The sequence below is a fragment of the Citrobacter sp. Cpo126 genome (assembly GCF_030332445.1).
GTDB lineage: Bacteria > Pseudomonadota > Gammaproteobacteria > Enterobacterales > Enterobacteriaceae > Citrobacter > Citrobacter portucalensis.
In genome coordinates, this window is sequence record NZ_JAOWHT010000032.1 from 721,786 (window position 1) to 745,467 (window position 23,682).

The 23,682-nt window shown below is 51.6% G+C and carries 23 protein-coding genes; 8 read left to right on the top strand and 15 right to left on the bottom strand.

Features of this window, described 5'->3' with window-relative positions; all coding sequences use genetic code 11:
* Positions 1-4: 4 nt before the first annotated feature.
* Positions 5-1,480: a MocR-like pyridoxine biosynthesis transcription factor PdxR gene (gene pdxR / locus OGY17_RS12680; RefSeq protein ID WP_008784635.1), complete on the top strand. Its 1,476-nt coding sequence runs from the start codon at positions 5-7 to the stop codon at positions 1,478-1,480.
* Positions 1,481-1,523: 43 nt separating this feature from the next.
* Here pdxR and OGY17_RS12685 read toward each other — a convergent pair whose 3' ends face one another.
* From OGY17_RS12685 to OGY17_RS12700, 4 genes are all read right to left on the bottom strand, one after another.
* On the bottom strand, positions 1,524-2,732 hold the full coding sequence (locus OGY17_RS12685; RefSeq protein ID WP_008784634.1) for a c-type cytochrome: 1,209 nt from the start codon (positions 2,730-2,732) through the stop codon (positions 1,524-1,526).
* Positions 2,733-2,735: 3 nt separating this feature from the next.
* Positions 2,736-4,628 carry an NAD(P)-binding protein gene (locus OGY17_RS12690; protein WP_008784633.1) on the bottom strand — a complete coding sequence of 631 codons (1,893 nt, stop codon included), beginning with the start codon at positions 4,626-4,628 and terminating at the stop codon, positions 2,736-2,738.
* 88 nt (positions 4,629-4,716) lie between these two features.
* The gene (locus OGY17_RS12695; protein WP_191214741.1) at positions 4,717-5,190 is read right to left on the bottom strand and encodes an ester cyclase; all 474 of its coding nucleotides are present in this window, start codon (positions 5,188-5,190) and stop codon (positions 4,717-4,719) included.
* A gap of 11 nt (positions 5,191-5,201) precedes the next feature.
* Positions 5,202-6,629 carry a gamma-aminobutyraldehyde dehydrogenase gene (locus OGY17_RS12700; protein ID WP_008784631.1) on the bottom strand — a complete coding sequence of 476 codons (1,428 nt, stop codon included), beginning with the start codon at positions 6,627-6,629 and terminating at the stop codon, positions 5,202-5,204.
* Between the two features lie 315 nt (positions 6,630-6,944).
* On the opposite strand from OGY17_RS12700, the gene OGY17_RS12705 reads away from it, so the two are divergent.
* On the top strand, positions 6,945-7,670 hold the full coding sequence (locus tag OGY17_RS12705; RefSeq protein ID WP_008784630.1) for a FadR/GntR family transcriptional regulator: 726 nt from the start codon (positions 6,945-6,947) through the stop codon (positions 7,668-7,670).
* A gap of 24 nt (positions 7,671-7,694) precedes the next feature.
* Positions 7,695-8,393, top strand: a complete 699-nt coding sequence (locus OGY17_RS12710; protein ID WP_020996432.1) for a cache domain-containing protein — start codon at positions 7,695-7,697, stop codon at positions 8,391-8,393.
* 21 nt (positions 8,394-8,414) lie between these two features.
* Here OGY17_RS12710 and OGY17_RS12715 read toward each other — a convergent pair whose 3' ends face one another.
* Positions 8,415-9,896, bottom strand: coding sequence for an APC family permease (locus OGY17_RS12715; protein ID WP_003832697.1), 1,482 nt, complete (start codon positions 9,894-9,896; stop codon positions 8,415-8,417).
* 332 nt (positions 9,897-10,228) lie between these two features.
* Between OGY17_RS12715 and OGY17_RS12720 the strand changes: the two genes are divergently transcribed.
* Positions 10,229-10,369 (top strand): hypothetical protein, encoded by a 141-nt coding sequence (locus OGY17_RS12720; RefSeq protein WP_003832695.1) that lies wholly within the window; start codon positions 10,229-10,231, stop codon positions 10,367-10,369.
* A 52-nt stretch (positions 10,370-10,421) separates the two neighbouring features.
* Here the strand turns inward: OGY17_RS12720 and OGY17_RS12725 are convergent, their stop codons facing one another.
* Positions 10,422-11,315, bottom strand: coding sequence for a LysR family transcriptional regulator (locus OGY17_RS12725; protein WP_008784627.1), 894 nt, complete (start codon positions 11,313-11,315; stop codon positions 10,422-10,424).
* A gap of 305 nt (positions 11,316-11,620) precedes the next feature.
* On the opposite strand from OGY17_RS12725, the gene OGY17_RS12730 reads away from it, so the two are divergent.
* Genes OGY17_RS12730 through OGY17_RS12745 form a run of 4 tightly spaced genes read left to right on the top strand, consistent with a single transcriptional unit; the run spans position 11,621 to position 14,726 of the window.
* Positions 11,621-12,454, top strand: a complete 834-nt coding sequence (locus OGY17_RS12730; RefSeq protein ID WP_020996433.1) for an ABC transporter substrate-binding protein — start codon at positions 11,621-11,623, stop codon at positions 12,452-12,454.
* Between the two features lies 1 nt (position 12,455).
* Positions 12,456-13,274: an amino acid ABC transporter ATP-binding protein gene (locus OGY17_RS12735; RefSeq protein ID WP_191214747.1), complete on the top strand. Its 819-nt coding sequence runs from the start codon at positions 12,456-12,458 to the stop codon at positions 13,272-13,274.
* Complete coding sequence (locus tag OGY17_RS12740; protein WP_286607400.1) at positions 13,274-14,059, top strand: amino acid ABC transporter permease; 786 nt, start codon at positions 13,274-13,276, stop codon at positions 14,057-14,059. Before OGY17_RS12735 ends, OGY17_RS12740 begins: the two co-directional genes overlap by 1 nt.
* On the top strand, positions 14,049-14,726 hold the full coding sequence (locus OGY17_RS12745) for an amino acid ABC transporter permease (RefSeq protein ID WP_008784623.1): 678 nt from the start codon (positions 14,049-14,051) through the stop codon (positions 14,724-14,726). The genes OGY17_RS12740 and OGY17_RS12745 overlap by 11 nt, the downstream gene beginning before the upstream one ends.
* A 9-nt stretch (positions 14,727-14,735) precedes the next feature.
* On the opposite strand, the gene ydhT is transcribed toward OGY17_RS12745, so the two are convergent.
* From ydhT to ttrS, 9 genes are all read right to left on the bottom strand, one after another.
* A complete protein-coding gene (ydhT, locus tag OGY17_RS12750) occupies positions 14,736-15,548 on the bottom strand; it encodes a protein YdhT (protein WP_079933950.1) in 813 nt (270 codons plus the stop codon).
* 3 nt (positions 15,549-15,551) lie between these two features.
* The gene (phsC, locus tag OGY17_RS12755) at positions 15,552-16,337 is read right to left on the bottom strand and encodes a thiosulfate reductase cytochrome B subunit (RefSeq protein WP_048235471.1); all 786 of its coding nucleotides are present in this window, start codon (positions 16,335-16,337) and stop codon (positions 15,552-15,554) included.
* Positions 16,334-17,002: a 4Fe-4S dicluster domain-containing protein gene (locus tag OGY17_RS12760; protein ID WP_286607401.1), complete on the bottom strand. Its 669-nt coding sequence runs from the start codon at positions 17,000-17,002 to the stop codon at positions 16,334-16,336. The genes phsC and OGY17_RS12760 overlap by 4 nt, the downstream gene beginning before the upstream one ends.
* A gap of 64 nt (positions 17,003-17,066) precedes the next feature.
* The gene (locus tag OGY17_RS12765) at positions 17,067-17,732 is read right to left on the bottom strand and encodes a YdhW family putative oxidoreductase system protein (RefSeq protein ID WP_286607403.1); all 666 of its coding nucleotides are present in this window, start codon (positions 17,730-17,732) and stop codon (positions 17,067-17,069) included.
* A 10-nt stretch (positions 17,733-17,742) separates the two neighbouring features.
* The gene (locus tag OGY17_RS12770; protein WP_003832676.1) at positions 17,743-19,845 is read right to left on the bottom strand and encodes an aldehyde ferredoxin oxidoreductase; all 2,103 of its coding nucleotides are present in this window, start codon (positions 19,843-19,845) and stop codon (positions 17,743-17,745) included.
* A 119-nt stretch (positions 19,846-19,964) separates the two neighbouring features.
* On the bottom strand, positions 19,965-20,591 hold the full coding sequence (locus OGY17_RS12775) for a ferredoxin-like protein (RefSeq protein ID WP_003029338.1): 627 nt from the start codon (positions 20,589-20,591) through the stop codon (positions 19,965-19,967).
* A 494-nt stretch (positions 20,592-21,085) separates the two neighbouring features.
* Entirely contained in the window at positions 21,086-21,295 is a 210-nt protein-coding gene (gene fumD, locus OGY17_RS12780) for a fumarate hydratase FumD (protein WP_003029345.1), read from the bottom strand.
* Between the two features lie 92 nt (positions 21,296-21,387).
* On the bottom strand, positions 21,388-21,972 hold the full coding sequence (gene ttrR / locus OGY17_RS12785; RefSeq protein WP_000974596.1) for a tetrathionate respiration response regulator TtrR: 585 nt from the start codon (positions 21,970-21,972) through the stop codon (positions 21,388-21,390).
* Positions 21,947-23,680, bottom strand: coding sequence for a tetrathionate respiration histidine kinase TtrS (ttrS, locus tag OGY17_RS12790; protein WP_103014617.1), 1,734 nt, complete (start codon positions 23,678-23,680; stop codon positions 21,947-21,949). The genes ttrR and ttrS overlap by 26 nt, the downstream gene beginning before the upstream one ends.
* Positions 23,681-23,682 lie beyond the last annotated feature (2 nt).

The following is a 23,682-nucleotide window of genomic DNA, read 5'->3' on the forward strand; positions in this document are numbered from 1 at the left end:
CCAAATGCGTTCACTTGCCGGAGATGTGATCAAGCATGCATTTAATCAGCAGACTGACGAAAAACTACATCGCCGCCTGTATGCCGCCATTTGTAGTTGCATCCTCGAAGGTAGCCTGAAACCGGCTACCCGAATGCCTCCGTCGCGTGACCTGGCAGGAGAGCTGACGCTATCGCGCAATACCGTCCTGCGGGTGTACGAACAGTTGCAAGCTGAAGGGTATATTTCCGCGCGCACCAGCAGCGGCACATTTGTGACCGACAGCGTGCTGGACAATCTCGACCTGCGTCCTGACAAAGAGCCTGTTGCTGCCGCTCTGGAAGATCACACCCGCTTATCCGCCCGCTGCCTTGAGCTGCTGGGTCATGCCAGCGCCAGTCCCCGTCAGTGGGGGGCATTTATTCCAGGCGTACCTGATGTAGAGCATTTCCCGCACCGGGTGCTCAAGAAAATTCAGGACAGGCTGGCAAGACGACTGCGCCCGGAGTATCTCACTTACGATGCCACAGGCGGCGTGAATGAGCTAAAAGAAGCACTGGCAGACTATCTGCGCACCGCTCGCGGCGTACGGTGCTCACCGGAGCAAATTCTGATTACTGAAGGTATTCACCAGGCCCTGGATCTGGTGACCCGGACTTTATGCAACCCCGGCGATCACGCCTGGATTGAGGAACCGGGCTACTGGGGAATCAAAAATATTCTGCGCATCAATGCCGTTAATTTTTCGGCTATCCCGGTTGATGAACAAGGCATGGTCCCGCCGGATGCAGGTGAAACACCGCCAAAACTTATTTTTGTGACACCGTCACATCAATACCCGCTCGGTTCGGTAATGAGTCTGAGCCGCCGCCGGCAACTTCTCTTTCGCGCACGTGAAACGCGAAGTTGGATAGTGGAAGATGATTACGACAGTGAGTTCCGCTTTTCCGGCCAGCCGATTCCCTCTTTGCAGGGGCTGGAAGAAGAGACACCGGTCATTTACATCGGGACATTCAGTAAGACACTCTATCCCGCACTGCGACTCGGGTATGTCGTGCTACCTAAATCGTTAGCCGCTCCGCTGAAAAAGGTTCATAACGACCTCTATCGTGGTGGGCATCTGTTGATTCAGGCCGCACTGGCGGAGTTTATTCGCGAGGGTTATTACGCGGCACACATTCGGAAAATGCGTCAGCTATACAGTCGTCGTCGCCAGATGCTGGTAGAGCTTATCAGCCGCCAACTTGGTGAACATTTTCTTGGTTCTTTCAGCAGCAACGCCGGGCTGCATATGATCTTACAGTTACCCTCAGGGAGCGATGATGCGGTCATTGCCCAACAGGCGAATGCGCAAGGGTTGTTGGTGCGCCCACTGTCACGCTACTACGTGAATGAAGAGAAACGCAGCGGCCTGTTGCTGGGATTTGCCAGTATAGAAGAAAATGAAATGACGTCGGCGTTTACCCGACTCGCGGATATTATCAGGGTAAACACCGTGTAAGCACTGCCGGATAACGGTGCAAGCACCTTCTCCGGCAAACTGTTTAATGTGACGCTTTTTTAACGCCAGCCAGGTCTTCCTGGCTTACTTCGCCATTCCCTTCACCCCAGCTTTTACGCACGTAGTTGATCACGTCGCGCATTTCGTTGTCGCTTAACAAGCCACCGTAGGCAGGCATCTTAAAGGAGACGCTGCCACGCGTTGTCGGTGTTTCTGCGCCGTGGGCAATCACTCTGAACAGCGGTGTCGGGTCATCAACCATCACTAGTGGATTGTTAACTAAAGAAGGCGCGTTATCATCCGTACCTTTCCCTTCCAGACCGTGACAAGTTGAACAGTAGCGGTTATAGGTCACTTTGCCCGCCTCAGGTGAATTCGACCAGGATGCTGTAGTCGCCGCAGCACGTACCGTTTCAGGCTTCGCACTTTTCAGGCTCAACAGATATTGGGCGATCGCCGTGGCATCTTCGTCGGTCAGATACTGTGTACTCTGCGTGACGACTTCAGCCATCGAACCTGAAACCGCGGCATGCTTGCTTTTACCGGTCAGCAACAGCGATTTTAACTCCTGCTCAGACATACCGGTGCCGCGCAGCGACGGTGCATACCAGCCGTCAATCATCGCGCCGCTCAGGTATTCGGCATCAGCATTAGTATACGCTTTTTCGTTCATCGCCATGCCTCTCGGGGTATGGCATGAACCGCAGTGTCCGGGGCCTTCCACCAGATAAGCACCCCGTTTTACCAGGGCAGCATTATCATCCGTTTTCGCGCCCTCTACAGCCGTCACTGGCGCGTCGGTAAACAGCCAGTTCCAGATATGCAGCGGCCAGCGGGCGGAGAGTAGCCACGGAATGGCATTCTCTTTATTGGGCTGTGCTGACGGCGTGACGTCATGCATAAAATAGCTATACAGCGCCTTAACATCCTCGTCAGAAAGTTTCGCATAGGAGGGATAAGGCATAGCCGGATAGAGCGGATGACCATCTTTGGCGATCCCCTGCCGTACGGCCTTTTCAAAATCCTCGTAAGAATAATTTCCAATACCCTGCGTTTTGTCCGGGGTAATGTTGGTCGAATAAATATCCCCCACCGGAGTAGGAAACTTTTTTCCCCCCGCCATCGCCGCACCACCTTCTGCTGTGTGACAGGCGACGCAGTCTGAAATTCGCGCGATGTATTCACCGTTAGATTCAGCAGCGGAAACCGAAGCGGTAAATAAACAGGCGGCGAGAATGGTTACATTACGCATAGATCACCCCATATCCTTGAGTTCATTAACCGCACGCCATGCCTGATCGATTGCCGTGTGGGCATAAGCACTCCAGTCAGAATCGGAGTTAGCGATGGCAATGCGACCGACTGGCTTACGCGCCCGTTCGATAATTTCTGGCATCTTATCCATATCATCGAACAGCGAGTTGGCGTAGTACGCATAGCCATGCGCCCAGCGGTTAACCGTAATGGCGGAAATATCGCGTTGATTATCAAATCCAGTTGAGCCAAACATCTCCTGCAACTGGGAGCGAATCATCTCCTCATGCGCGGCAAAAGTGGTCCCCAGCAAATAGGCTCGTCCCAGACGGAACTGCTCTCTGGCCGACAAGTTACTGCCCGGATAGGTCGGCACATAGACCATATGAATGACCATCGGATCGTCCGGGGAGGCCGGATGTTGATACCCACCAATACTGACCGGGTAGTCGAGCTTGACCCTGCTATAAGGTGCCGCCGGAGAATAAAACTCATGTACGCCAAGCTGTTTGAACGCCTGCCAGTTTTTGACCACCACGTTGGTGTACACCAGCGGTGCCTTCACGTTCAGTTTAAGATCCGCCTGCTGCTGTTCCGGCATCTCAGGCACCAGATACGGGATCATCATGTTATAGCCTGCCATGATGGTGTTCTTACCGCGCACACGGTGCATTTTACCGTCACGCAGATAGGTCACCGCCACGCCATCCTGCACGTTGGCCGCATTAATCACCGTGCTGTTCAGGCGAAGGCGCGTGGTGTTTTCCGGCAGATCCAGCTTTTCGTAATGTAGTCTGGCGAGGACAGAGTCTTCCATCGTGTTGCCCGGTAGCGCATCCGGCAGCATATATCTGACTAACAGGCGGGCTAACCCGGCGTTACCGTCCGGGAAGTGGTAAACATACGGCTCTTCGAGGTCGGCCAGCGACTCTCCGTCCAACGGCGGTAACCCCATCCCTTCCATGCCGGGTAAGGCGCACGCACGGGCATCGCTACAGGAAATACCTTCAATACCAATAGCAAAGAAGTCGTTGGAACGCTGCTGGAAATAGAGCAGCGCCATTTTGCTCAAACCAACTTTTGTTGCCAAAAATTCACTGTAGCTGTGGGTATCCAGCCATTCCATTTTCTCATCGACCGTCATCCCCGGCAGGTAATCACCGGGCCGGACGTGCAGGTCGATCAGCGCTTTTCTGTCGTTCTCACTTAGCGGAAAATCATTGATAAAGTCTTCAATTTTCCGCCCATTGAGCCTGTCCGGCGGAATATCATCAGATACCGCGCGGCCCGGATCGCCGCTGACGATTTTTGTTTCGCCAAAATTCTTCTTGTCGAAGAAAACGCCGCGACTGAGCTGCCAGTCGGGGTAGAAGTTTACGTCAAAACTCTCTTTTAACCGCGTGACGCTGACGCCCACGGTTTCCATCAACTTTTGTACTTCAGGGCTGAAATTATGCGCAGGTGACTGGAATGCTTCGCTGCCACCATAACCGAGTAATTTCTTACCCGAGCTGGTAAATTCATTACGTTTGGCATGTCCACCAAAGTCGTCATGGTTATCGAGGATCAGGATCCGGCTATTTTGCCCGGCAACTTGACGCCAAAAACAACCGGCAGCTAACCCGCTAATCCCGCCACCCACAATCACCAGATCGTACTCTTCCTCAACGGGCAGAGCGTTTAAATCAAAATGTTTATGCTCGCGGCCTAGCGCATGCGCCATTTCAAACGATCCAGGATGATTACCCCGCAGCCCCGTCAGCGCAGGAGGATAATAATTTCCATCTATAAATGCGTTTCCCTTTCCTGCCGCCCTGACCCACTCCAGCGGGGTAAGCCCCGCTGCAATAGTCACCGCGACGCCGTTGAGAAAATCACGTCTGGTAATTGCCATTAACTTTTTTCCTTATTGCTACACACTGCCTTTAATACGACACAAATAAGAGAGATACCCCTTCTTATTTATAAAGGGGTACAACCGACTACTTCACTGGCTTTAACTCTTCATCCAGTTTTTTAGAATCATAATAATCACCCTGCCAGGTGATTTTTCCTGCTTTAACATGAATATAGCTGACGCCTTCAAATTTGATCGGATTATTTGTCGGCGGACTCCCTGCCCATTCACCACTATTTTTGCCTGAAAATTCCCAACGAAAGGCCACGGTATCTTCGTCGTAGACGGGTTTTCCAACCATTTTCCAGCTAAGATCTGGAACCGCCTTAATAAAAGCGCCGATAACCTCTTTTTCTGCTCTTTCCCTGCCGTTTATCGGTTCTCCTGCGGCGGCATCATAATAGACCGCATCATCAGCAAGAAATTGAGCGGCTCGCGAAGCATCATGCGCATTCCACGCCGCCATATACTCTTTTACGGTATTCAGCGATGTACTTTCTGCCAGGCTATAGCCCGAGAACATCATTAATGAAAGCACCGCGATTTTTAATGTTTTCATCGTAACCCTCTCTATTCAGAAATGTCGCACATGATATGTTTCACCCGAGTGTATTCCTCGAGTGAATAAGATGAGAGATCTTTGCCGTACCCCGATTTTTTGAACCCGCCGTGCGGCATCTCGGCACACAGAGGAATGTGATTGTTAATCCACACCGTGCCAAAATCGAGGTCAATGCTGAAGCGTTGGGCGCGACCATGGTTACTGGTCCAGACGCTGGCGGCAAGACCATACTCCACATCATTCGCTTTGTGTAGTACCTCTTCGTCAGTAGAAAACGACTGAATAGTCATTACCGGGCCAAATACTTCATGCTGAATAGCTTCATCATTTTGATGCAAACCGGAGACGATCGTCGGCTCAAAATAGAAGCCTGGACCAGATCCTGCGCGCCCACCGGTTTCAATTTTTGCATGTGCCGGTAAACGCTCAATAAAGCCTTTCACCTGCTCCAGTTGATTCCGGCTATTCAATGCGCCGTACAGTGCATTTTGATCTTCTGGCGGCCCATATTTGATACTTTTTGTTTTCTGGATCAGTTTTTCCAGAAACTCAGCGTAGATAGATTGCTCTACCAGAATCCGCGTTGCCGCTGTGCAATCCTGCCCGGCATTGAAAAAGCCTGCTGTGGTAATCGTCGCAATCGCCTTGTCCATATCCGCATCGGCGAACACGATTGCGGGCGCTTTCCCGCCCAATTCCAGGTGTGCTCGGGTCAGATTTGCCGCCGCCGAAGCCGCAACCTGCAAACCCGCACGGACAGAACCGGTAATCGAGACCAGTGAGGCTTTCGGGTTTGAAACCACCAGCGAACCAGTGCTGGCTTTGCCCAATACAACGTTAAATGCCCCTCTCGGGAACAACGGTGCGGCCAGTTCAGCCAACAGCAGCGTACTGACTGGCGTGGTGTCGCTTGGTTTTAGCACCACCGTGTTGCCTGCCGCCAGCGCTGGTGCAATCTTCCACACCGCCATCATGAACGGGTAGTTCCACGGCGTCACTTGCCCAACAATACCCAGCGGTTCACGACGAATGGTTGAAGTAAATCCTGAGGAATATTCTCCGGCCGCCTTTCCTTCAAGACAGCGCGCCGCTCCGGCAAAAAAGCGGATGGCATCGCAAGATGCCGCGATCTCCTCTTTCTCAATAAAATGGCGAAGCTGACCGGTTTCCTGACTCTGCGCGGTTACCAGTCGCTCAACGTTACGTTCAATCTCATCGGCCAGCCGCAATAACGCCTTTTGCCGCTGTGCCGGCGTCGATTTTCTCCAGATGCTAAACGCCGCCTCCGCCGCTGAGTAAGCCTGCTCTACCTCCGCCTCGTTAGCGTTGGGAGATATTGCGTACGTTTCACCGTCAACCGGACTCACCAGTTCGAAGCTATCTTCGCTACTGCCTGCTACATAGTGCCCATTAATAAAATGCTTCAGGGTTTTCATGTTTGTCTCCTGCCAATTAATACATAAAGAATCTTATGTAATATATATATTGTAAAATTTTTTCAAATGCGCAACATTGACACTATGATAAGCCTCGCATTTTTAACTTAATTTTCACATTTGCAGGATGAGGCTTTTTATTGCCAGCTGACGCGTTACGCCCAGCTCATCATAAGGTTATCGGGACACACATCCGCTTGTGCAGTGACGTTGCGCCCAGGCATGTAAAATAACTCAGCCATTCTTACCTTCCTTGCCCGACGGGCATGTGTTAAAAATGGTCGTTGTTTCAGGGAATTGAGTACAGAAAAGATTATGATTACTCACGCGGTCATATTTGCGCCTATCGGGCAGGTCAGTCGTTCAGACCAGATAGTCCAACGCCTTTCAAATGCCATTATCACGGGGTTGCTGGAGCCAAAAGAACAGCTCCCCAACGAAACTGATTTGGCAAAGATGATGGGTGTCTCACATATCACTATCAGAGAAGCGCTAAACACGCTTCGGGCTAATAATCTTATCCATACGGTTCGTGGTCGTAATGGTGGGAGTTTCGTTTGCGAAAATATTGATGGCAAAAATAGCGCCCTGCATCCGTTCAAGGCGATCAGTACGGATTATCTGTCTGATCTGGGTGAAATGCATTGCGCCATTATTAGCCATAGCGCGCGGCTGGCTTCCCGACGGATGACCGGTGCGGATATCGCCAAATTTCGCGAGTTTGTCGAGGTGCTCAGAAAGGCAAACTCACCTGAGCTGATGACTCAGGCCGATATGCGTTGTCTGCTGGCGATTGCCGCCAGTTCGCATTCAGCGCGACTGGCCAATCAGGAGCTGCAGGTTCAGGCTGAATGGGCATCGCTGGTGGCGATACTTTATCGCACAGACAGTATTCATGCAGAAATTATCGCGCTTTATTCGGCGCTGGCCGATGCGCTGGCTGCTCACAACGAGGCAGAGTCAGTACAGTTTGCCACGCAGATCATCGACACGTTTACCTACTACCTTATTGAAAAAAAGCTGAAATATAACTCGAACTGACAATCAGTGAAGGCAGGACAGACAATGAGCTCTTCGACATCCCTAAGCGCATTAATTCGTAAAATTGATGATATTACTGTTTCTACCGTAGATTCTACCGTTGCGCTGGCGAGGAGCATCCATGAGGCGATTTCAGGGGTACAAAAGGCCTCAGCCGAGATCGTTCTCGACCCCTCAGTCAGATCCACCGTTCAACAGCACATCAAGCGCACGCTCAATAACAACCATTACTGCTCAGGGGCGGGATTCGCCAGCCATATTGAGAGCACCGCAACCACAAAAGAGTACTGGTTGCTGGAGTGGTGGTATAAGAAAGATAATGGTTTAAGCCAGGCGCATCTGGATTTGGATCAGGCCACTCAACAACGACTGGATTTCAGAACCTTTGAGTGGTTTAAGCATTCTCCTCCGGCAGGCAAAGCCTATATCCACGGTCCCTACGTCGACTATATTTGCAATATCTCCTATACCTTAACGTCAGCCGTCCCGGTCTACTACAACGATCAGTTTCTCGGTGTTGCCGCGGTCGATCTGCTGGTCAGTCAGATAGAAGCCGAACTGCTTTCCTGTGCCCATCCTGACTATGTGATTCTGACTAATCTGGAAAACAGGATCATTTTCTCCAGTTGGCCACGTTTTCGCGTGGGTGAATTGCTGTCACCTGCAAACAGTACCGTGGTGTATCAGAGCGACTACTTTATCCTTTATCACTATCAAAACTAAGGGCCCGAAGGCCCTTAGTTTTTAGTTATCCTGCCCCATATTGAGCTTATTGGCGTACGCAATGGCGTCGTTTTCCGGCGCCGCTGAACGACCAAACGGACGGGTCAGGAACATATAAATAAGCCCCGAGCCAACAACAATCGCCAGGCCGAACAGGACCGTCCAACGGTCGATGAAGTCGCTGCTGTCTGCCGGTTGCGCCAGTAACCAGATCCCGCACAATCCGTAAGCTAACGCCAGCACATTCACGATTACGCCCCAACCGCCAATGGTCCACTCCCCCGCCGGTTTCCAGCCTTTCAGACGCTGACGCAGCGCGGCCAGCACAACCATCTGGAACGAGATGTATATCCCGATAACAGCAAACGCGGTGATACGCGACAGGTTATCTGGCTGGAAATAAACCCAAACGCAGATGATCACTGGCAGCAGGCAACTGACGACCATGGCATTATCCGGAACACCATTTTTAGAGATTTTGGCCATCCATTCACTTCCCGGCAGCATTCTGTCGCGGGAGAAAGAAAAGATAAGACGACTTAACGCAGCCTGCAGAGACAAAATGCACGACAACATAGCGATAATTGCGACGACGATAAAGACAGTCGCGCCAGTTTCGCCCAGAGCTTCATTAAGGATTGCCGGGATCGGATCGGACGTTTTGCCATTCACGATGCTGACCAGATTCGGTGAAGCCAGCAAATAACCCATAACAGAAATAATGGCGGAAATCGCGCCGAATACGATGCTTAAAATCATCGCCACCGGGATCTTTTTACTCGGATTCTGCACCTCTTCCGCAACGTTACCGCAGGCCTCAAAGCCAAAGAACATAAACAGCCCCATCAGCGCAGCAGACATAAATGCGGTGGAGTAGCTGCCGTCATGAGCCAGCACGCCCATCGAGTCAAAAATCACAGAGAACGGCTGTGAACGGTGGAAAATCAGCAGATAAATCCCCAGCGCGATCACGCTGACAATTTCACACCAGAAGCCAATTTTTGCCACCCGGGCCAGATTTTTAGTCCCGGACATATTAACGGCCATCATCAACAGCAGCAGCAGGACGGAAGTCACCAACATCGTGGCCGGCGTCTGACCATAGTGGAAGAGTGATTCAACAAACGTTGATGTATATTCCGCGATCGACGTAATGGTGACCACCAGCGCCCACAGGTAGATCCAGGCGGCGATCCACGCATACTTCTTGCCCCACAACCTTCTGGCCCAGGGGTAAAGCCCGCCGGTTATCGGATACTGGGAAGCGACCTCACCAAACACCAATGCCACCAAAAGTTGCCCACATGCGACGATTAAAATCCACCATACTGCGGGCGGCCCCGCCAGCGTTACGGCCAGTGCAAACAGCGAATAGACGGCAGTAAGCGGCGACAGGTAGGTAAAACCCAACGCAAAGTTTGAAATAAGACCGATCGAGCGATTGAACTGTTCTTTGCCATCTTTTTGAAAATTATCATTTTTCTTATCAGGTGTCTGTTCCATATTGCTTTCTCTTTTGTGGAATAGTCGCAGGGTTGAACAATTAATGTATAAAAGATATTAAGTTATATGTATAGTGATTTTGTCGCAGATTTGTTAAAAATGATCGCGCATCACGTTAATGAAAAAGTGGAGATAAAACGGTAGAGAGAGCGAGGATTTTGCGGTATTTACAACCAACGATTCTTTAGCAATTGCGAACCATAGGCTATTTTGGCGGATAAATACGCACAGCGGATTGCGTTCGATGCTAAGTAGCAAGAATCGCTGCTGTTAAGCAACATTTTTGCAATATAATAACGTGATGTTAAACGCTGAACCTGAGCAGGTGAATGATGGAAATTGATCTCGATAATCTGGTCTTTGATGGACTGGAAGAAGCGCAAGAGCGTAACGCTGAACGTCTGGAAGATGCAGACAAGAAAGCGCAGGAAATTATTGCTGATAATGACTGCGGCGACGCCTGCAAAATCTGATTTCCAAACCGGCGCAATGCCGGTTTTTTATCGCCTGTTAACCCCACTCACTTCAGCCCGTATACCGTAAGGCCTCAATCAGTTGCGCAAAGGCGGCGGTATGTTGTTTTCGGCTGGGGTAGTACAAATAATAGCCAGGGAAAGGTTCGCACCAGTCCTCCAACACTTTTTCCAATGCCCCCTCTGCAACAGCCTGCTCGACGGTGTCTTCCGGCACAAAAGCCAGCCCCATTCCCGCCATCGCTGCGCTAATTCGCGGGGGTAGATTGTTAAAAATAAGCTGCCCTTCCACCCGTACGCGCAAATCTTGCCCGTCCTTAGCAAACTCCCAGGCGTATAATCCGCCCAACGTCGGCATGCGCATGTTAATACAGCTATGATTTTGCAGGTCGTGAGGGGTTTTCGGTTTGCCATGACGAGCAAAATACACCGGTGACCCCACCACTACCATACGCCAGTCCGGGCCAATTCTGACGGCGACCATGTCTTTTGCCACCTGCTCACCGAGCCGAATACCCGCGTCATAACGGCCAGTCACAATATCCGTCAGACTATTGTCGATGGTCATTTCCACATTAACATCAGGGTAAGCCTGCAAAAACGGCTCCAGCGCGGGCCAGACGGTAGATTGCAATGCATGTTCGCCCAGCGTCAGGCGGATGTTACCGGCCACGCGCTGACGGACATCGGTTAATGCCAGCAGCTCTGTTTCAATATCATCAAAACGCGGGCTGATACTGTTGATAAGCCGTTCTCCGGCTTCGGTCGGCGCAACGCTGCGCGTGGTGCGGGTCAGAAGCCGTACATCCAGCCGCTCTTCAAGCCCACGAATCGCATGGCTTAGCGCGGATTGCGAAACCCCAAGTTTTGCCGCTGCCCGGGTAAAACTACGCTCGCGGGCAACGATAATGAGATAATAGAGATCGTTAAAATTATCACGCAGCATGCTTATCCCCACTCCAGACCTGTTGTGATATATGGTACAGGTCCGGAGGGTATTCCAGTAGCATTTCTGGACATTAGCACAGCTCAATCTTATTCAAGCGTGCTCTCACACAAAAACAAAATGCGAATTATTACCAGGCTTATGCACGATTTTACCTTTCACTCATGCATTATTTTCACCCGCTATTAACACATCCTTCACTAATAACATTTTGTATATAGATAAGAATTTTTTCTTATTTTGTCCCAACCGTAAGTTATGGGAGCGTAAAAAGCACAAACCAAAAACTACAGGGATTTCATACAATGATGGCAACGAAAACTAACCGCGCTAAAAAAACACTGCTGGCATTGGGCGTGCTGCTGGCCTCAGGACTTACCGTCTCGCAGGTTCAGGCTGACCAACTGGCCGATATCAAAGCCGCAGGCGTCGTAAAAGTCGCGACATTTGACGCGAATCCTCCGTTTGGCTCCGTCGATGCCAAAACCCATAAGATTGTCGGCTACGACGTTGATTTTGCCGAAGCGCTGGCCAAATCCCTTGGTGTAAAACTGGAACTGGTAGCGACCAATCCGGCAAACCGCATTCCGTTATTACAATCCGGTAAAGCTGATTTAATCGTCGCGGATATCACGATTACACCTGAACGGGCGCAGGTAATAGATTTCTCCGTCCCTTATTTTGTTACCGGCCAGCAGTTCCTTGTGCCAGCAAAATCTCCGGATAAGCTCGATGAATACAGCAAAGCACGCATCGGCGCGGTAAAAGGCACTACTGGTGAACAGGCACTGCATCAGCGCTTCCCGCAGTCGCGCGTGTTGGCCTACGACGATATCCCGCTGGCGTTAACCGCGCTACGCAACGGCAATGTTCAGGCCATTACCCAGGACAGTACGATTCTGGCCGGGTTATTAGGCGCTGCGCCGGATAAAGCTGATTTCAAAATTCTGCCGGACCTGCTGAGCAAAGAAGAGATCGGCGTGGGGGTGAAAAAAGGTGAGCCAGCGTTGTTAAAAGCCGTCAACGATGAACTTTTGAAGCTGGAATCTACCGGGCAGGCAGCCAAAATTTATGATGTCTGGTTTGGTCCTGAAACCAAAAATCCGCAAGCCCGCGCCTTTAAAATAGAAGCCAAGTAATATGCTCTCAGCCCTTTTTCATCGATCCGCAGCTTCGGCTGCGGATTTTACCCATTTGCGCCAGGCGAGCGTCGAACTACGCAATGTGATTAAACAGTATGACGCTCATACCGTCCTTAACGGCGTTAGCCTGGCGGTTGAACCCGGTGAGGTAGTGACCATTCTGGGGCCTTCCGGCTCAGGAAAATCCACTCTTATACGTCTTATCAACCAGCTTGAGTCGCTCAGCGGTGGCGAAATCTTCATTGATGGTAAACCGATTAGCCAGTTGCGCGGGGCGGCGTTACGCCAGCTACGTAGCCGTATCGGTTTCGTATTTCAGCAATTCAATCTCTATTCGCATCTGACTGCGCTGCAGAACATCGCACTGGCGCTGGAATATGTTCACGGCTGGAACAAGACGGAAGCGGATCGTCGGGCACTCGAGTTGCTGGAAAAGGTAGGACTGGCGGAAAAAGCCAACGCCTATGCCGCGCAGTTGTCCGGTGGGCAGCAGCAGCGCGTGGCCATCGCCCGCGCACTGGCTTCATCGCCACAAATTATTCTGTTTGATGAGCCCACTTCCGCGCTGGATCCGGAAATGATCGGCGAGGTATTACAGGTAATGAAAAATTTGGCCCACAGCGGTATCACCATGATCGTCGTGACCCACGAAATGCATTTTGCCCGCGAAATTGCCGATCGGGTGGTTTTCATCGATGGTGGCGATATTCTGGAAGTGGCCGCGCCGGAGGATTTTTTCGTCCGACCACAGCACCCGAGAACCCAGCGTTTCCTGAAAAAAGTGCTCGACCCGTTACACCAGGAGTCATCGTCATAATGCATGCAATGGACTGGCAGGGAGTGCTGAGCGGGCAACCCCTGCAATGGATAATTTCCGGTTTTCTCACCACGCTCTGGGTGACGCTGGCAGGTATCGTGCTCGCCACGCTCATTGCCATCTCACTGCTCGGCCTGCGCCTGACGGGCAATCGTCTCGCTAAAGCGATGGTCGGGGTGTGGGTCTCGGTGTTTCGCAACACGCCTTTACTGGTGCAACTGATGTTCTGGTATTTTGCCGCCTGGAACTGGCTACCCCGTGACGTCATTAGCTTTATCAATGCCGATCATCCATGGTCAATTTTGCCGGGTGATGTCTGGTGGTTAACGCCGGAATTTATCTGTTCAGCATGGGGGTTGGGGGTATTTACCTCAGCATTTTTGGTTGAAGAGATCGCTTCGGGTTTACAGGCTGTTTCTGCCGGACAACGCGAGGCTGCCGTGGCGCAGGGGTTTTCATCTTGGGCGATATTTCGTCACATTCTGCTGCCTCAGGGGCTGGCAAACGCCTGGCAACCGATTGTTGGGCAATATCTCAACCTGATGAAGCTTTCCTCGCTTGCCAGCGGTATTGGATTTGCTGAGCTCATCTACCAGGTACGGCAAATTGAGAGCTACAACGCGCACGCGCTGGAAGCCTTTGCCGTTGGCACCGTGCTCTATCTGTTTACCGGCATCATTCTGGGTATGTTGCTTACCCGTCTTGGCCCGCAGTCTGCGTCGGGTAAATCGTCAAAGATAAGAATGCGCATCTTCAGCGTCAGGAGCATACTGCATGATCGCTAATATTTCGGTCATTACCGACAATCTTGACTATCTCCTGTGGGGACGTGTAGCTGAGGGGCAACCCGGCGGTGTACTGCTCACTTTGCTGATGGCTATTGGTGCGGCATTGCTGGCGCTGCCTGGCGGGATCGTTCTTGCCTGCTGCGCCTGGCGATTTCCGGGCGCGGTTCGCAACGGGTTGTTTATCTGGGCGGAATTTATTCGCGGCATTCCGCTCATCTTTGTGATTTTCTGGATGTGGTATTTGCTACCCATGCTGACCGGAAGCGATCTGCCCGGTGCCGTTACCGTGACGCTGGCGCTGGCATGGTTCACCGCCGCCTCGGTGATGCACTCGGTGTATGCTGGAATTAGCGCACTGCCTGGCGGGCAGTATGAAGCGGCAATTGTTCAGGGTTTTCGCCCGGAACAGGCCCTGTGGCTTATCTTGCTGCCGCAGGTGCTGCGTAACGTACTGCCGTCGCTGACAGGGATTTTTATTGGGCTACTGAAGGACACGTCACTGGCGTTTATCGTTAACGTGCCGGAACTCACGACGGTTGCCGGTCAGGTTAACAGCCGGGTGCAAATTTACCCCGCAGCCATTTTTATCTTTACCGGGCTGGTTTATTACCTGCTGTGCTTTAGCCTTGAAAAAATCACCCAGCGCCGATTCGCACTAAAATGACCTCTCGGCTCAACATTCCACGAACTGATGGTCTTCGTTGAGCCGATATTTCACGCCCGCCCGAATGTTATTTTCCCCTTCAACGGCAAGCGCAAAACGCATTCTTTCGCCATCGTGATAAGCCAGCGCCGCACATCCGCCGGGACCAAGAATTATCGAGTCGACAGCACCGGTACTGGCAACAACGGCGTTCTCTCCGCTGGCAATAATGTGGATATTGTCCGCGCAGTTAGCGATTTTCGCCTCTGCGCCAAAACAGGCCAGTTGGGTTAAATCACCGCTACTGGCAATCCGATTTCGGTCGCCGAGCGAACTGATACGTACGCGCATGCCGGTACTGGCAATACGCGTTCCGTCGCCCACACTGCTGATACGCGCCGAATTTCCCGCAATCGCTATTCGCCCGCGATCGCCTGAACTGCCGATATGCGTGTTATAGCCTACACTGCCAATCCGTGCGCTGTAACCGGCACAGGCGATCTGCGCAGCATACCCGGCGCTGGCAATTTTTACGTTATCACCCGCACTGCTAAATCGGGCATAATCTTCCGCACTCGCCAACGGACGGCTGGTTTCCCCCGCGGCTTGCTCACGGGAAATATTCCCCATCGCGTCAATATCCTGCTGAGCAAAACTCGCCTCTTCCCGCCATTTTGACCAGCCGTATTCCACCAGGCTATTTGCCCAATCGGTATACCCTTCCCGTTGGAGCGCGCGATGAACATCGGCATAGCTTCCTCCTGCGGGAAACGCGCGTAGAAACCAACGATACATGACGGGCCCAACGCGCCAGGCCCGTAAGTCACTTCGCGTAATCATCATCGCTTAATGCCGGTGGTAGCCATCCACCATACACTTAAAGGTTTCGCCCGGCGTGCGCCCCGTAGTGCAGAGATAAAGATGCCCAAAAATGAAAAACAGACTGACTATTGCCAGCGCAAAGTGCGCCTGAAGCAGCCAGTAACGCACTCCGGGGAACAGATCGCCGACAGCTACCGGGTAAAGCGATAACAATCCAGTGATCAGTAGCAGTGGCAACAAACCATACATCACGCCAACATAGGCCGCCTGCTGTAACGGATTAAATTTAGAGCGAGGTGAGGCCGGAAATGGGTGTGACTCGCCCTGCATAATGCCAAACAGGTAAAAACGAGTTTGTCTTTGCGCACGAGCGATCCAGCCCTGACGTTGAATAATATAGTGATGTCCGTTGCCGCCAATCAGGTTGATCAGCACAAAACCAATCCAGCAGGCAAGTAGCAAAAAGCCACAAACCTCATGAACGGTGAGCAGGCTTTTCATTACCGGTGCGCTAACGGCAGAGAAGTGATTGACCAGGCCACTAACCAGAAGCAACAGAAATAACAGCGCATTCGACCAGTGCCACAGGCGGACAGCCTTCGAATATAAATAGACCTTCTCACCATGCCCTGCCGACGCTTTATGCGCCGCCCGAAAGCGCAGCATGGCGTGAAGCGCCAGCACCAGCCACATTCCCACCAGCATTAACCCGGCAACGACTAACCACACAGGCCAGTAGTCCGGTGAAAACAGTGGAACATACTGTGCAAGCTGGGCGTGAAACTGTTCGGCATTCTGCGACGCGTTCATACATTTTCCTTTTTAATCAAATGTTGACCGAACCGACGATACAGATGGGGCTTCCCGGCGCCTGCAAGTTGATATTCGTAATACTTGTTTTCTCGCAACCAGGTCTGAATTTCCGGGCTATCTTCACGACCGAAAATCAGCGCATGTTCCGGGCAAGCGTTAACACAGATCGGAGGGAAACCTTTCGCCAGCCGAGATTCAGCGCAGAAGTCGCATTTATCCGCCACTTTGGTTTGCGAGTTGAGATAGCGCACCTGATAAGGACACGCGCCAATACAGTAACTGCAACCAATACAGCAAGACGTATCTACTCGCACAATACCGTTCTCATCTCGCCAGGAGGCACCGGTCGGACACACCTCAATACAAGGTGCATCATCACAATGCTGGCAGGACTGACGGAAGTAGTGATACAGCGTTTCGTTGTCGTTATCGGTTACAGGAATATGAGCGATCGACAAACGGCTGCCCTGGTCAGGTACATGGTTGGTTTTCCGGCATGCACGAGCGCAAATATTGCATCCGTTACACAGTGATTCGTCGTGAATCATGACGTAACGAACGGCTTTAGGGCTCCTGGTACTCGCTAACAGATTTTGACCTGGGCCGGTAAAAAAAATCACCGTCCCCATGCCAATGACAAATTTTCGTCGGGTGAAGGACATCGGGTTATCCTCTAATGCTGTGACAGTGGTCGTCCACACATTCCATGACATCAACCTGAAGAATTCAGGGGTTCTGATACTGCTCAACCTCAAGCCATTCACACAGGCCGTACGCTTTGCCATAACTCATAAAACGTTCGCTGAACAAATAAGGCTCCGCATTTGACGATTCCACAGTACGTATATCTGCGTAATCAGGGTGCGTTTCCATGGCCGTTAGCGCCGCTGTAATTTGTTGGGACTCGAAGCTGTACGGCGGCTGCGTCAACATGGCGACCTTATAGGGGCGAGGATACGTTCGACAGTCGAAGCGTACCGCCTCGGCAATCGCACGGCAGATGTCGTTTTCAACCACCTGCACGCACATGTTGGCGTAGTTTGCCGTCATGGTTTGCGTTGAGTAGAAATAGACATCTTCCGCACCCTGCACACGGGTGATATCCGCGTTAATTGCGTCCTGACATAGCGTATCCAGCAGCGCGGAGAGAGCGGCTTCAGGGACCGAATAAGGTGGCTGCAGAAATACGCTGCGCGCCATCAGGTGCCCCGATGCCGAATGCTGGCGGATAAAATCTGCCACAATCGACTCCGGGCTGGCGGCTTCCTGAACCTGCGGCGCAGTCACCTGCTCGACCGACGGGTGAAACGCCTGTAGCCAGTGTCTCTTTTGGCTATCAACCTCGTCAGGAAGCGCCCCAACGGGTGCCTGAACGTTGCTCACGTTAGTCATCTCGCGTTCCTTACGCTGGCAACAGATCCTGCGCAGCCAAATCGGCTGCCACGTCTTCAAGTCCGAGTCGATTCAGGGTTTCACGCGTTGGGCAACCCAACTCGGGATCCCAGCCCATTTCCTGATAGAACATCGTCAGTGACTGACGCATATCCTCCCTGTCCATCTTGTCGGTGCCTTCGGTGAAGACCGGAATTTTCGGGTCTTTATCAAACACCCAGGAGCAGATGAGATCGTGTTCATTACGCATATCTTTGGTTTGCATCAGTTTGACCGTATAGGCACGATGCAGGGTAAAGATGCGTTCAGCGGCCAGGTCCAGACTCGCCTGCGTGGTTTCATCACCGGTGACAGCCTGGAAGAATTTCGCTTCCAGATCCAAATCTCCGCGATAGTTACGGCTCTTGAGTGGTGATACCGTCATCGGCCAAACCCAGTTACACAGCGTAACCGCGTTATGCAGGCAGACTTTCAGCAGCGTCCACTTGGCATATTTGATCTTGGCGGCATTGATCGGGGTGTAATTCTTGGTCTCGTCGTAGGCGTCCTGCGACCCAAATAACTCGCCCGCCACTTCGCGCTGTAATTTCAGCGGTAAGCCGGAACCAATGAAGTTGATATGGGTGTGCGCCATACAGTCACGGTTAAACATACAGTTGGTGATCGCCCCCACCTGCGCCGAGGCTTCGTTTGCATGATGGACCGGAAAACCAAACGGCGACCACAGTTTATTTTTGGCATAACCCCAGTACTCTTCGCCCAAATCCCAGCGTTCAGCAATGGCATACGAACCGTCCGCAAGATGACTGAGTTCCCCCACGCGATGCGCCAGTCGATAGTAGAAATCTTTGATAAAGTTAGGATCGCCCGCCTCCAGTTGATCCCAACGGATCTCCGCGTACTCTTCGGCTGGCAGCACGCGTTTAAAGACGCCTTTCGAATAACAGTAGGTAAAGTCACGGTGCAGCTGGCCGTAGTTACACCAGATACCGTAATCGTCAAACAGGTTCAGTCCGATCAGGTTCCCTACGACTCGCCCATCGTCTTTATCGTCAAAATCTTTCGGGCCATTGGGGAAAATGGTGGTGTGAACAAAGTTCGCCACGCAGGTGTTGCCGCCGGTACTCGGCACGCCAAAATCCTTCACCCGCGGGACATTGAGCTGCGACATACAACGAATAGGGCATGAATGGCAGCCGCTCATTTTGACCGTGTATTTTTCTGCAGCTGGACCCAGATCGAACACCGATTTATAGGTACGGAAACCCACCGTATTTTGGTTGCCCGGCGGGATTTCACCGGTTTCGATTGGCCCCCCTTCTGCCGCGCCCCAGAAAAGTCCCTTACGGGCTGTCCAGCGCGAGTTTGGCGAAGAGTATTCTGCCCAGGCCTGCGGGGTGCTTGGCACAACGTGGTTGTTGTTGGCGCCGATAAGCTCGGTCATCATGTAGTCATTGAGCCGCTTCATCTCTTTACGATCGGCAATGTTGACGCCTTTAGTCCCTTCTACCGCAATGGCTTTCAGGTTTTTCGAACCCATCACCGCACCTGTACCGGCGCCTCCGCTGTGGTTGCGGCTGTTGATCATGCAGGACAGTGGCACCAGATTCTCACCCGCCTGCCCAATAGCGGCAACGCAGGTTTCCGGGCTGGTAATCCGACAAATCTCTTCGGTTGTGGCGCGAGTCCCCTTGCCCCACAAGAAATCGGCTTTTTCGATGCTGACTTTATCGTCTTTGATGTTGATCCAGACCGGTGATGCGGACTTGCCTTCAATAATAATGGCGTCGTAACCGGCGAATTTCATTTGTGCAGCAAAGAAACCGCCCATATGGGCATCTACGACTAAGTTACCTTTGGTAAACGTCGATAAGGAGGTGATATTGACGCGGGAGCTACAGGGAGCGCCAGACCCCGTTAATGGTCCGGTGGCAAAAACTAGCTTATTCCCTTCATCAAAAGGCATGGTGCCTGGCGGGACTTCGTCGTACATAATTTTATAACCAAAGCCCATCCCACCGACAAATTTTTTAAATTTACTGGAATCTTCAAGGGTGATATTACCCGTGGTGAGATTGACCCGTAAAATATTACCTGTCCAACCATTAGCCATCATGTTTTCCTTTGCAAGAAGGTTTAATAGATATACCCGCCATTCTTCAGGCAGTTTTTTATCCAAAACTGCAGTATTTTTGGCAATTAATGGCGCGAATCAGGTATGCCTGTTATCTATCAAACAGTAATATCTTTCCACTCGATAATTTTTAATGCTCCAGTCGGACAAGCATTGGCGCATTCCCCGCATAACACACATTTTGAGGACTTTTTCGTTTCGGTATTTACGGTCGCCATCATCCACGGGCAGGCTGTGGTACACGCGCTACAGCCAATACAGCGTTTGTGGTCCACCGCAATACAACCGTCTTCCTGTTTCCAGGTAATTGCACCAATTGGGCAGACCTTCATGCACTGCGGATCTTTACATTGTCGGCAGGTATCAGCGGTATAGTTTAAATCGCCATACAGCCCACCACCGGACCCGACGCCATCATCGCCAAAGAAGAAATTGCGATGGATTTTTATCCGGGAAAAGAAGGTCCCTACGGCACCATCGTTATAATTGGTACAGGAAATTTCACAGCGGTGACAGCCCGTACAGCGGGCTCGCTGGGTCACCAGAACCCCTTTCGGCGTATTGATAAGCCCCACGGTCCCACTATCGACATCTTCCTGCTTACAACCAAATAGGGATAACAGCGCGGGGGCAATCGTTAATCCCGCCAGTCCTTTCCCTGATATCCGCAGGAATTCTAGTCGCGTTAAACCACAATCTAAAAATGGACGATCAACCTGGTTCATTTATTTCGCATCCTCTTCGCAAATGCTGTGGTAGCAACACATCCAGGCTAATTTAAACCAGCGCAGCTCAAGCCATATCGGGCGGTTAATGTTGCCAACAACACGTAAATTTTTGCCCTAACCTGATCGCGTAAATGACGGTGGTTAAACTGAATGAATCTAATCCTTTAGGGTTAGGCACAGAAATAATGTGGTTATTCAGCATGCATAGTCTTGATCGTCATCAATTAAAAAACGGAAGGGATATAATTAATGCGGAGTGAGATTTATTATCATTAACAAATAGAGTGAAATAGCAGCCTATTTAAATTACAAATATTTGTGAACCCTCTCCCAAATATAATACTGCACGGCCACCGATATATAAATAAATACATATCGATTTATAGTTCTCTACAACTAATTATTAACGGAGATAAATTATATAGATTGATAGATTAACGTATCGAGAATAAGAGGACGGCAAAAAATTTCTGCGGTCCTCTTTTTATGAATTAACCGGCCAATGCTTTAATTACGGTCTCAATAGCCTGTTTTTCTAACTCACTGCGCTTCACGCGCTGGTTAGCAAGGGTGGTTCTCAGCACTCCCGCAATGACGATATGCTTAGGTTCTTGTCCCAGATCGCGCATTTCCAGCACTACTTTACCGACTACTCTGCACATTTCACGGTACAACTCGTCGTCTTTCGTCTGATTTCCCATTTTTGCCCGCTCGTCATTAACTCAAACCAACAGCATATATCACTCTGAGGATTTAGACAAAATTCAATGAAAATCAAATAAATGTCATCATTCTACTGAATTCTCTGAAGTCGATTAACGAGCTCAGCAAGACTTCCTGCCTGCATTTTTTCCATCACCCGCGCCCGGTGCACTTCAACCGTACGCACGGCAATATTCATGGCATCAGCAATTTCCCGATTCATTAACCCTTTTGCTACCAGATGCGCCAGTTCCCGTTCTTTTGGCGTAAGTTGTTGGTAGCATGAGATGATCTCTTGTCGCGAGAACGCCGCTGCCGAGACCTGCAAGGCATGTTCTAATGCTGCCTGAAGCGGCACGGCTGACACGGGTTTTTGCAAAAAATCGACCGCGCCACGTTTCATTTGCTCAACCGCCATCGGCACGTCGCCGTGCCCGGTGAGAAAGACCACCGCCAGCGTACTTGCTTTCTGACGCATGATTTCATGCACAGCGTGCCCATCCAGTACCGGCATACGCATATCCAGCAGTAGTACGCCCACCTGGTGCAGATTTGCCTCGGCGAGGAATTTCTCGCCTTGCTCCCAGCAAGACACTTCATATCCCAGACTTTCCAATAAAAACGCACAGGCCTGGGTAACGGCAATGTCGTCATCCAGCAGATGAATTATCGCCACTACGGCCTCCTTCCTGATTTGGTTTAAAATACAATGTCACTCTCGCCCCCGCTTTGCCGTCCGGGGCCTGCTGATTTTTGATCTCAATATCTCCGTTTGCGTAGCGTACCAGTCGCTGACAAATGGCCAGTCCTAGTCCCATACCTTCTTTGCGGGTGGTCATAAACGGCTGAAACGCCTGATACAACTGAGCCTCGTCAATGCCTCCGGCATTATCCTGCACCTGAATACGCACGCCACCATCCTTGTGCAGGGCGCTAAACCATACTGTCGTAGCGCCTGCCTGGGCGGCATTGAGTACCAGATTAGCCAGCACCTGCTCAAGAAGAACGCTTGGCAGCATCAACGTTAACGCCTTGCTAACCTGCGTGTGCAGCGTTACCGCCGGGAATTGCTGGGGCATGCGCAGTAATTGCCAGACGTGATGGATAGCATCGTGAACGTTGATGGCTTGCCAGTCATCGGAGAGTACCGGATTGCCCTGTGCCTGGCTGACCCACTGCCGGAGATTGCGCAGCGTATCGGCTCCTCGTTGTGCCTGGGCGTCTATGTGCTCAAGCGCGGGCAGCAACGGATGCTGCTCATCCTGACCACGCAGGCGAATTAGACAGCCTTGGGCATAATGACGGATAGCAGACAACGGCTGATTGAGTTCATGGGCAAAACCGGAGGTCATCTCCCCCAGCACGCTCATTTGGCGGGCAGTCTCCAGCGCCTGTTCCTGTTTGTGCAACAACACGTTGTTCCGCTCCAGCTGCCTGCCACGTCGGCGAACCAACAGCATCACCCAGATGTAATTGAGCGTAAGCAACAGCAATACGATGACCACGCCCCCCATCGCCAGTCGGTGTTGAATAAACCAGCTTTTGACATCCAGCCACAGCTGACGCTGCTGCGGATGCTGTCGGACGTCGCGCAGCAACGCTTCTACTTCACGGGTCGAGGCGGGCGCGCCCCAGCGAAACGTCGCGTTTTGCGGTGCATTGAACAGTACCCGCGTAACGCGATCGGCCAGCTCGTCACTCACTGCAGGTAGTGCGGCAAATGACCAGTCCGGATAGAGCGGCGTACTGGTTAAACAGGGAATTGAAGTCGGATGATTCAACACGGTCATAAAATCGGTTTTACGGATGAGGCCTTCTTCATCCATTTTTTCCAGCAGGCACACCGGCACGATCACCGCCTGCACGGCTTTTTCACGTAATAAATAGAGTAAGGCATCGGCGGGAAATCCGGTAAACGTCAGACGTAAATCACGTTCAGGGCGCAGACCGGCATCACTGAGCGCTTTATATCCCAGCAAATAGCCGCCAAACGCCTGAGCATCAATGGCGCCAACCGTTTTGCCGATCAGATCGTGTGCGGAGGTTAACCCACTGTCGCGCCTGACGAGAATGGCGCTGCCAATCACGTTACTGGTGGCTTTCCCACCACGGGTGGAGCGTAACGACGCCAGCCAGCGTAGCGCTGAGCGGCTGTTAAGCTGGACAAACTGCGCCGGATTGGTGACCACAAAGTGTACCGTTCCACGATTCACTGCCTCCTGCATCTGCCGCAGGTCCAGCGGTTGAATATGAAACTGCTCACCGGGGATTTGCTGATTCAACAAGGTTTCCAGCGGCTGCCAGTGATTACGTGTAGAAACCTCCCCGCGCATCGCCAAAACGCCAATGTTCCATGTCTGCGCCCTGACCGCGCCGCTTAGCATCC

Bases quoted from the DNA above. Each gene is read 5' to 3' on its own strand.
- pdxR (WP_008784635.1), top strand. From the start codon at position 5: ATGCGTTCACTTGCCGGAGATGTGATCAAGCATGCATTTAATCAGCAG.
- OGY17_RS12685 (WP_008784634.1), bottom strand. From the start codon at position 2,732: ATGCGTAATGTAACCATTCTCGCCGCCTGTTTATTTACCGCTTCGGTT.
- OGY17_RS12690 (WP_008784633.1), bottom strand. From the start codon at position 4,628: ATGGCAATTACCAGACGTGATTTTCTCAACGGCGTCGCGGTGACTATT.
- OGY17_RS12695 (WP_191214741.1), bottom strand. From the start codon at position 5,190: ATGAAAACATTAAAAATCGCGGTGCTTTCATTAATGATGTTCTCGGGC.
- OGY17_RS12700 (WP_008784631.1), bottom strand. From the start codon at position 6,629: ATGAAAACCCTGAAGCATTTTATTAATGGGCACTATGTAGCAGGCAGT.
- OGY17_RS12705 (WP_008784630.1), top strand. From the start codon at position 6,945: ATGATTACTCACGCGGTCATATTTGCGCCTATCGGGCAGGTCAGTCGT.
- OGY17_RS12710 (WP_020996432.1), top strand. From the start codon at position 7,695: ATGAGCTCTTCGACATCCCTAAGCGCATTAATTCGTAAAATTGATGAT.
- OGY17_RS12715 (WP_003832697.1), bottom strand. From the start codon at position 9,896: ATGGAACAGACACCTGATAAGAAAAATGATAATTTTCAAAAAGATGGC.
- OGY17_RS12720 (WP_003832695.1), top strand. From the start codon at position 10,229: ATGGAAATTGATCTCGATAATCTGGTCTTTGATGGACTGGAAGAAGCG.
- OGY17_RS12725 (WP_008784627.1), bottom strand. From the start codon at position 11,315: ATGCTGCGTGATAATTTTAACGATCTCTATTATCTCATTATCGTTGCC.
- OGY17_RS12730 (WP_020996433.1), top strand. From the start codon at position 11,621: ATGATGGCAACGAAAACTAACCGCGCTAAAAAAACACTGCTGGCATTG.
- OGY17_RS12735 (WP_191214747.1), top strand. From the start codon at position 12,456: ATGCTCTCAGCCCTTTTTCATCGATCCGCAGCTTCGGCTGCGGATTTT.
- OGY17_RS12740 (WP_286607400.1), top strand. From the start codon at position 13,274: ATGCATGCAATGGACTGGCAGGGAGTGCTGAGCGGGCAACCCCTGCAA.
- OGY17_RS12745 (WP_008784623.1), top strand. From the start codon at position 14,049: ATGATCGCTAATATTTCGGTCATTACCGACAATCTTGACTATCTCCTG.
- ydhT (WP_079933950.1), bottom strand. From the start codon at position 15,548: ATGATGATTACGCGAAGTGACTTACGGGCCTGGCGCGTTGGGCCCGTC.
- phsC (WP_048235471.1), bottom strand. From the start codon at position 16,337: ATGAACGCGTCGCAGAATGCCGAACAGTTTCACGCCCAGCTTGCACAG.
- OGY17_RS12760 (WP_286607401.1), bottom strand. From the start codon at position 17,002: ATGTCCTTCACCCGACGAAAATTTGTCATTGGCATGGGGACGGTGATT.
- OGY17_RS12765 (WP_286607403.1), bottom strand. From the start codon at position 17,732: ATGACTAACGTGAGCAACGTTCAGGCACCCGTTGGGGCGCTTCCTGAC.
- OGY17_RS12770 (WP_003832676.1), bottom strand. From the start codon at position 19,845: ATGGCTAATGGTTGGACAGGTAATATTTTACGGGTCAATCTCACCACG.
- OGY17_RS12775 (WP_003029338.1), bottom strand. From the start codon at position 20,591: ATGAACCAGGTTGATCGTCCATTTTTAGATTGTGGTTTAACGCGACTA.
- fumD (WP_003029345.1), bottom strand. From the start codon at position 21,295: ATGGGAAATCAGACGAAAGACGACGAGTTGTACCGTGAAATGTGCAGA.
- ttrS (WP_103014617.1), bottom strand. From the start codon at position 23,680: ATGCTAAGCGGCGCGGTCAGGGCGCAGACATGGAACATTGGCGTTTTG.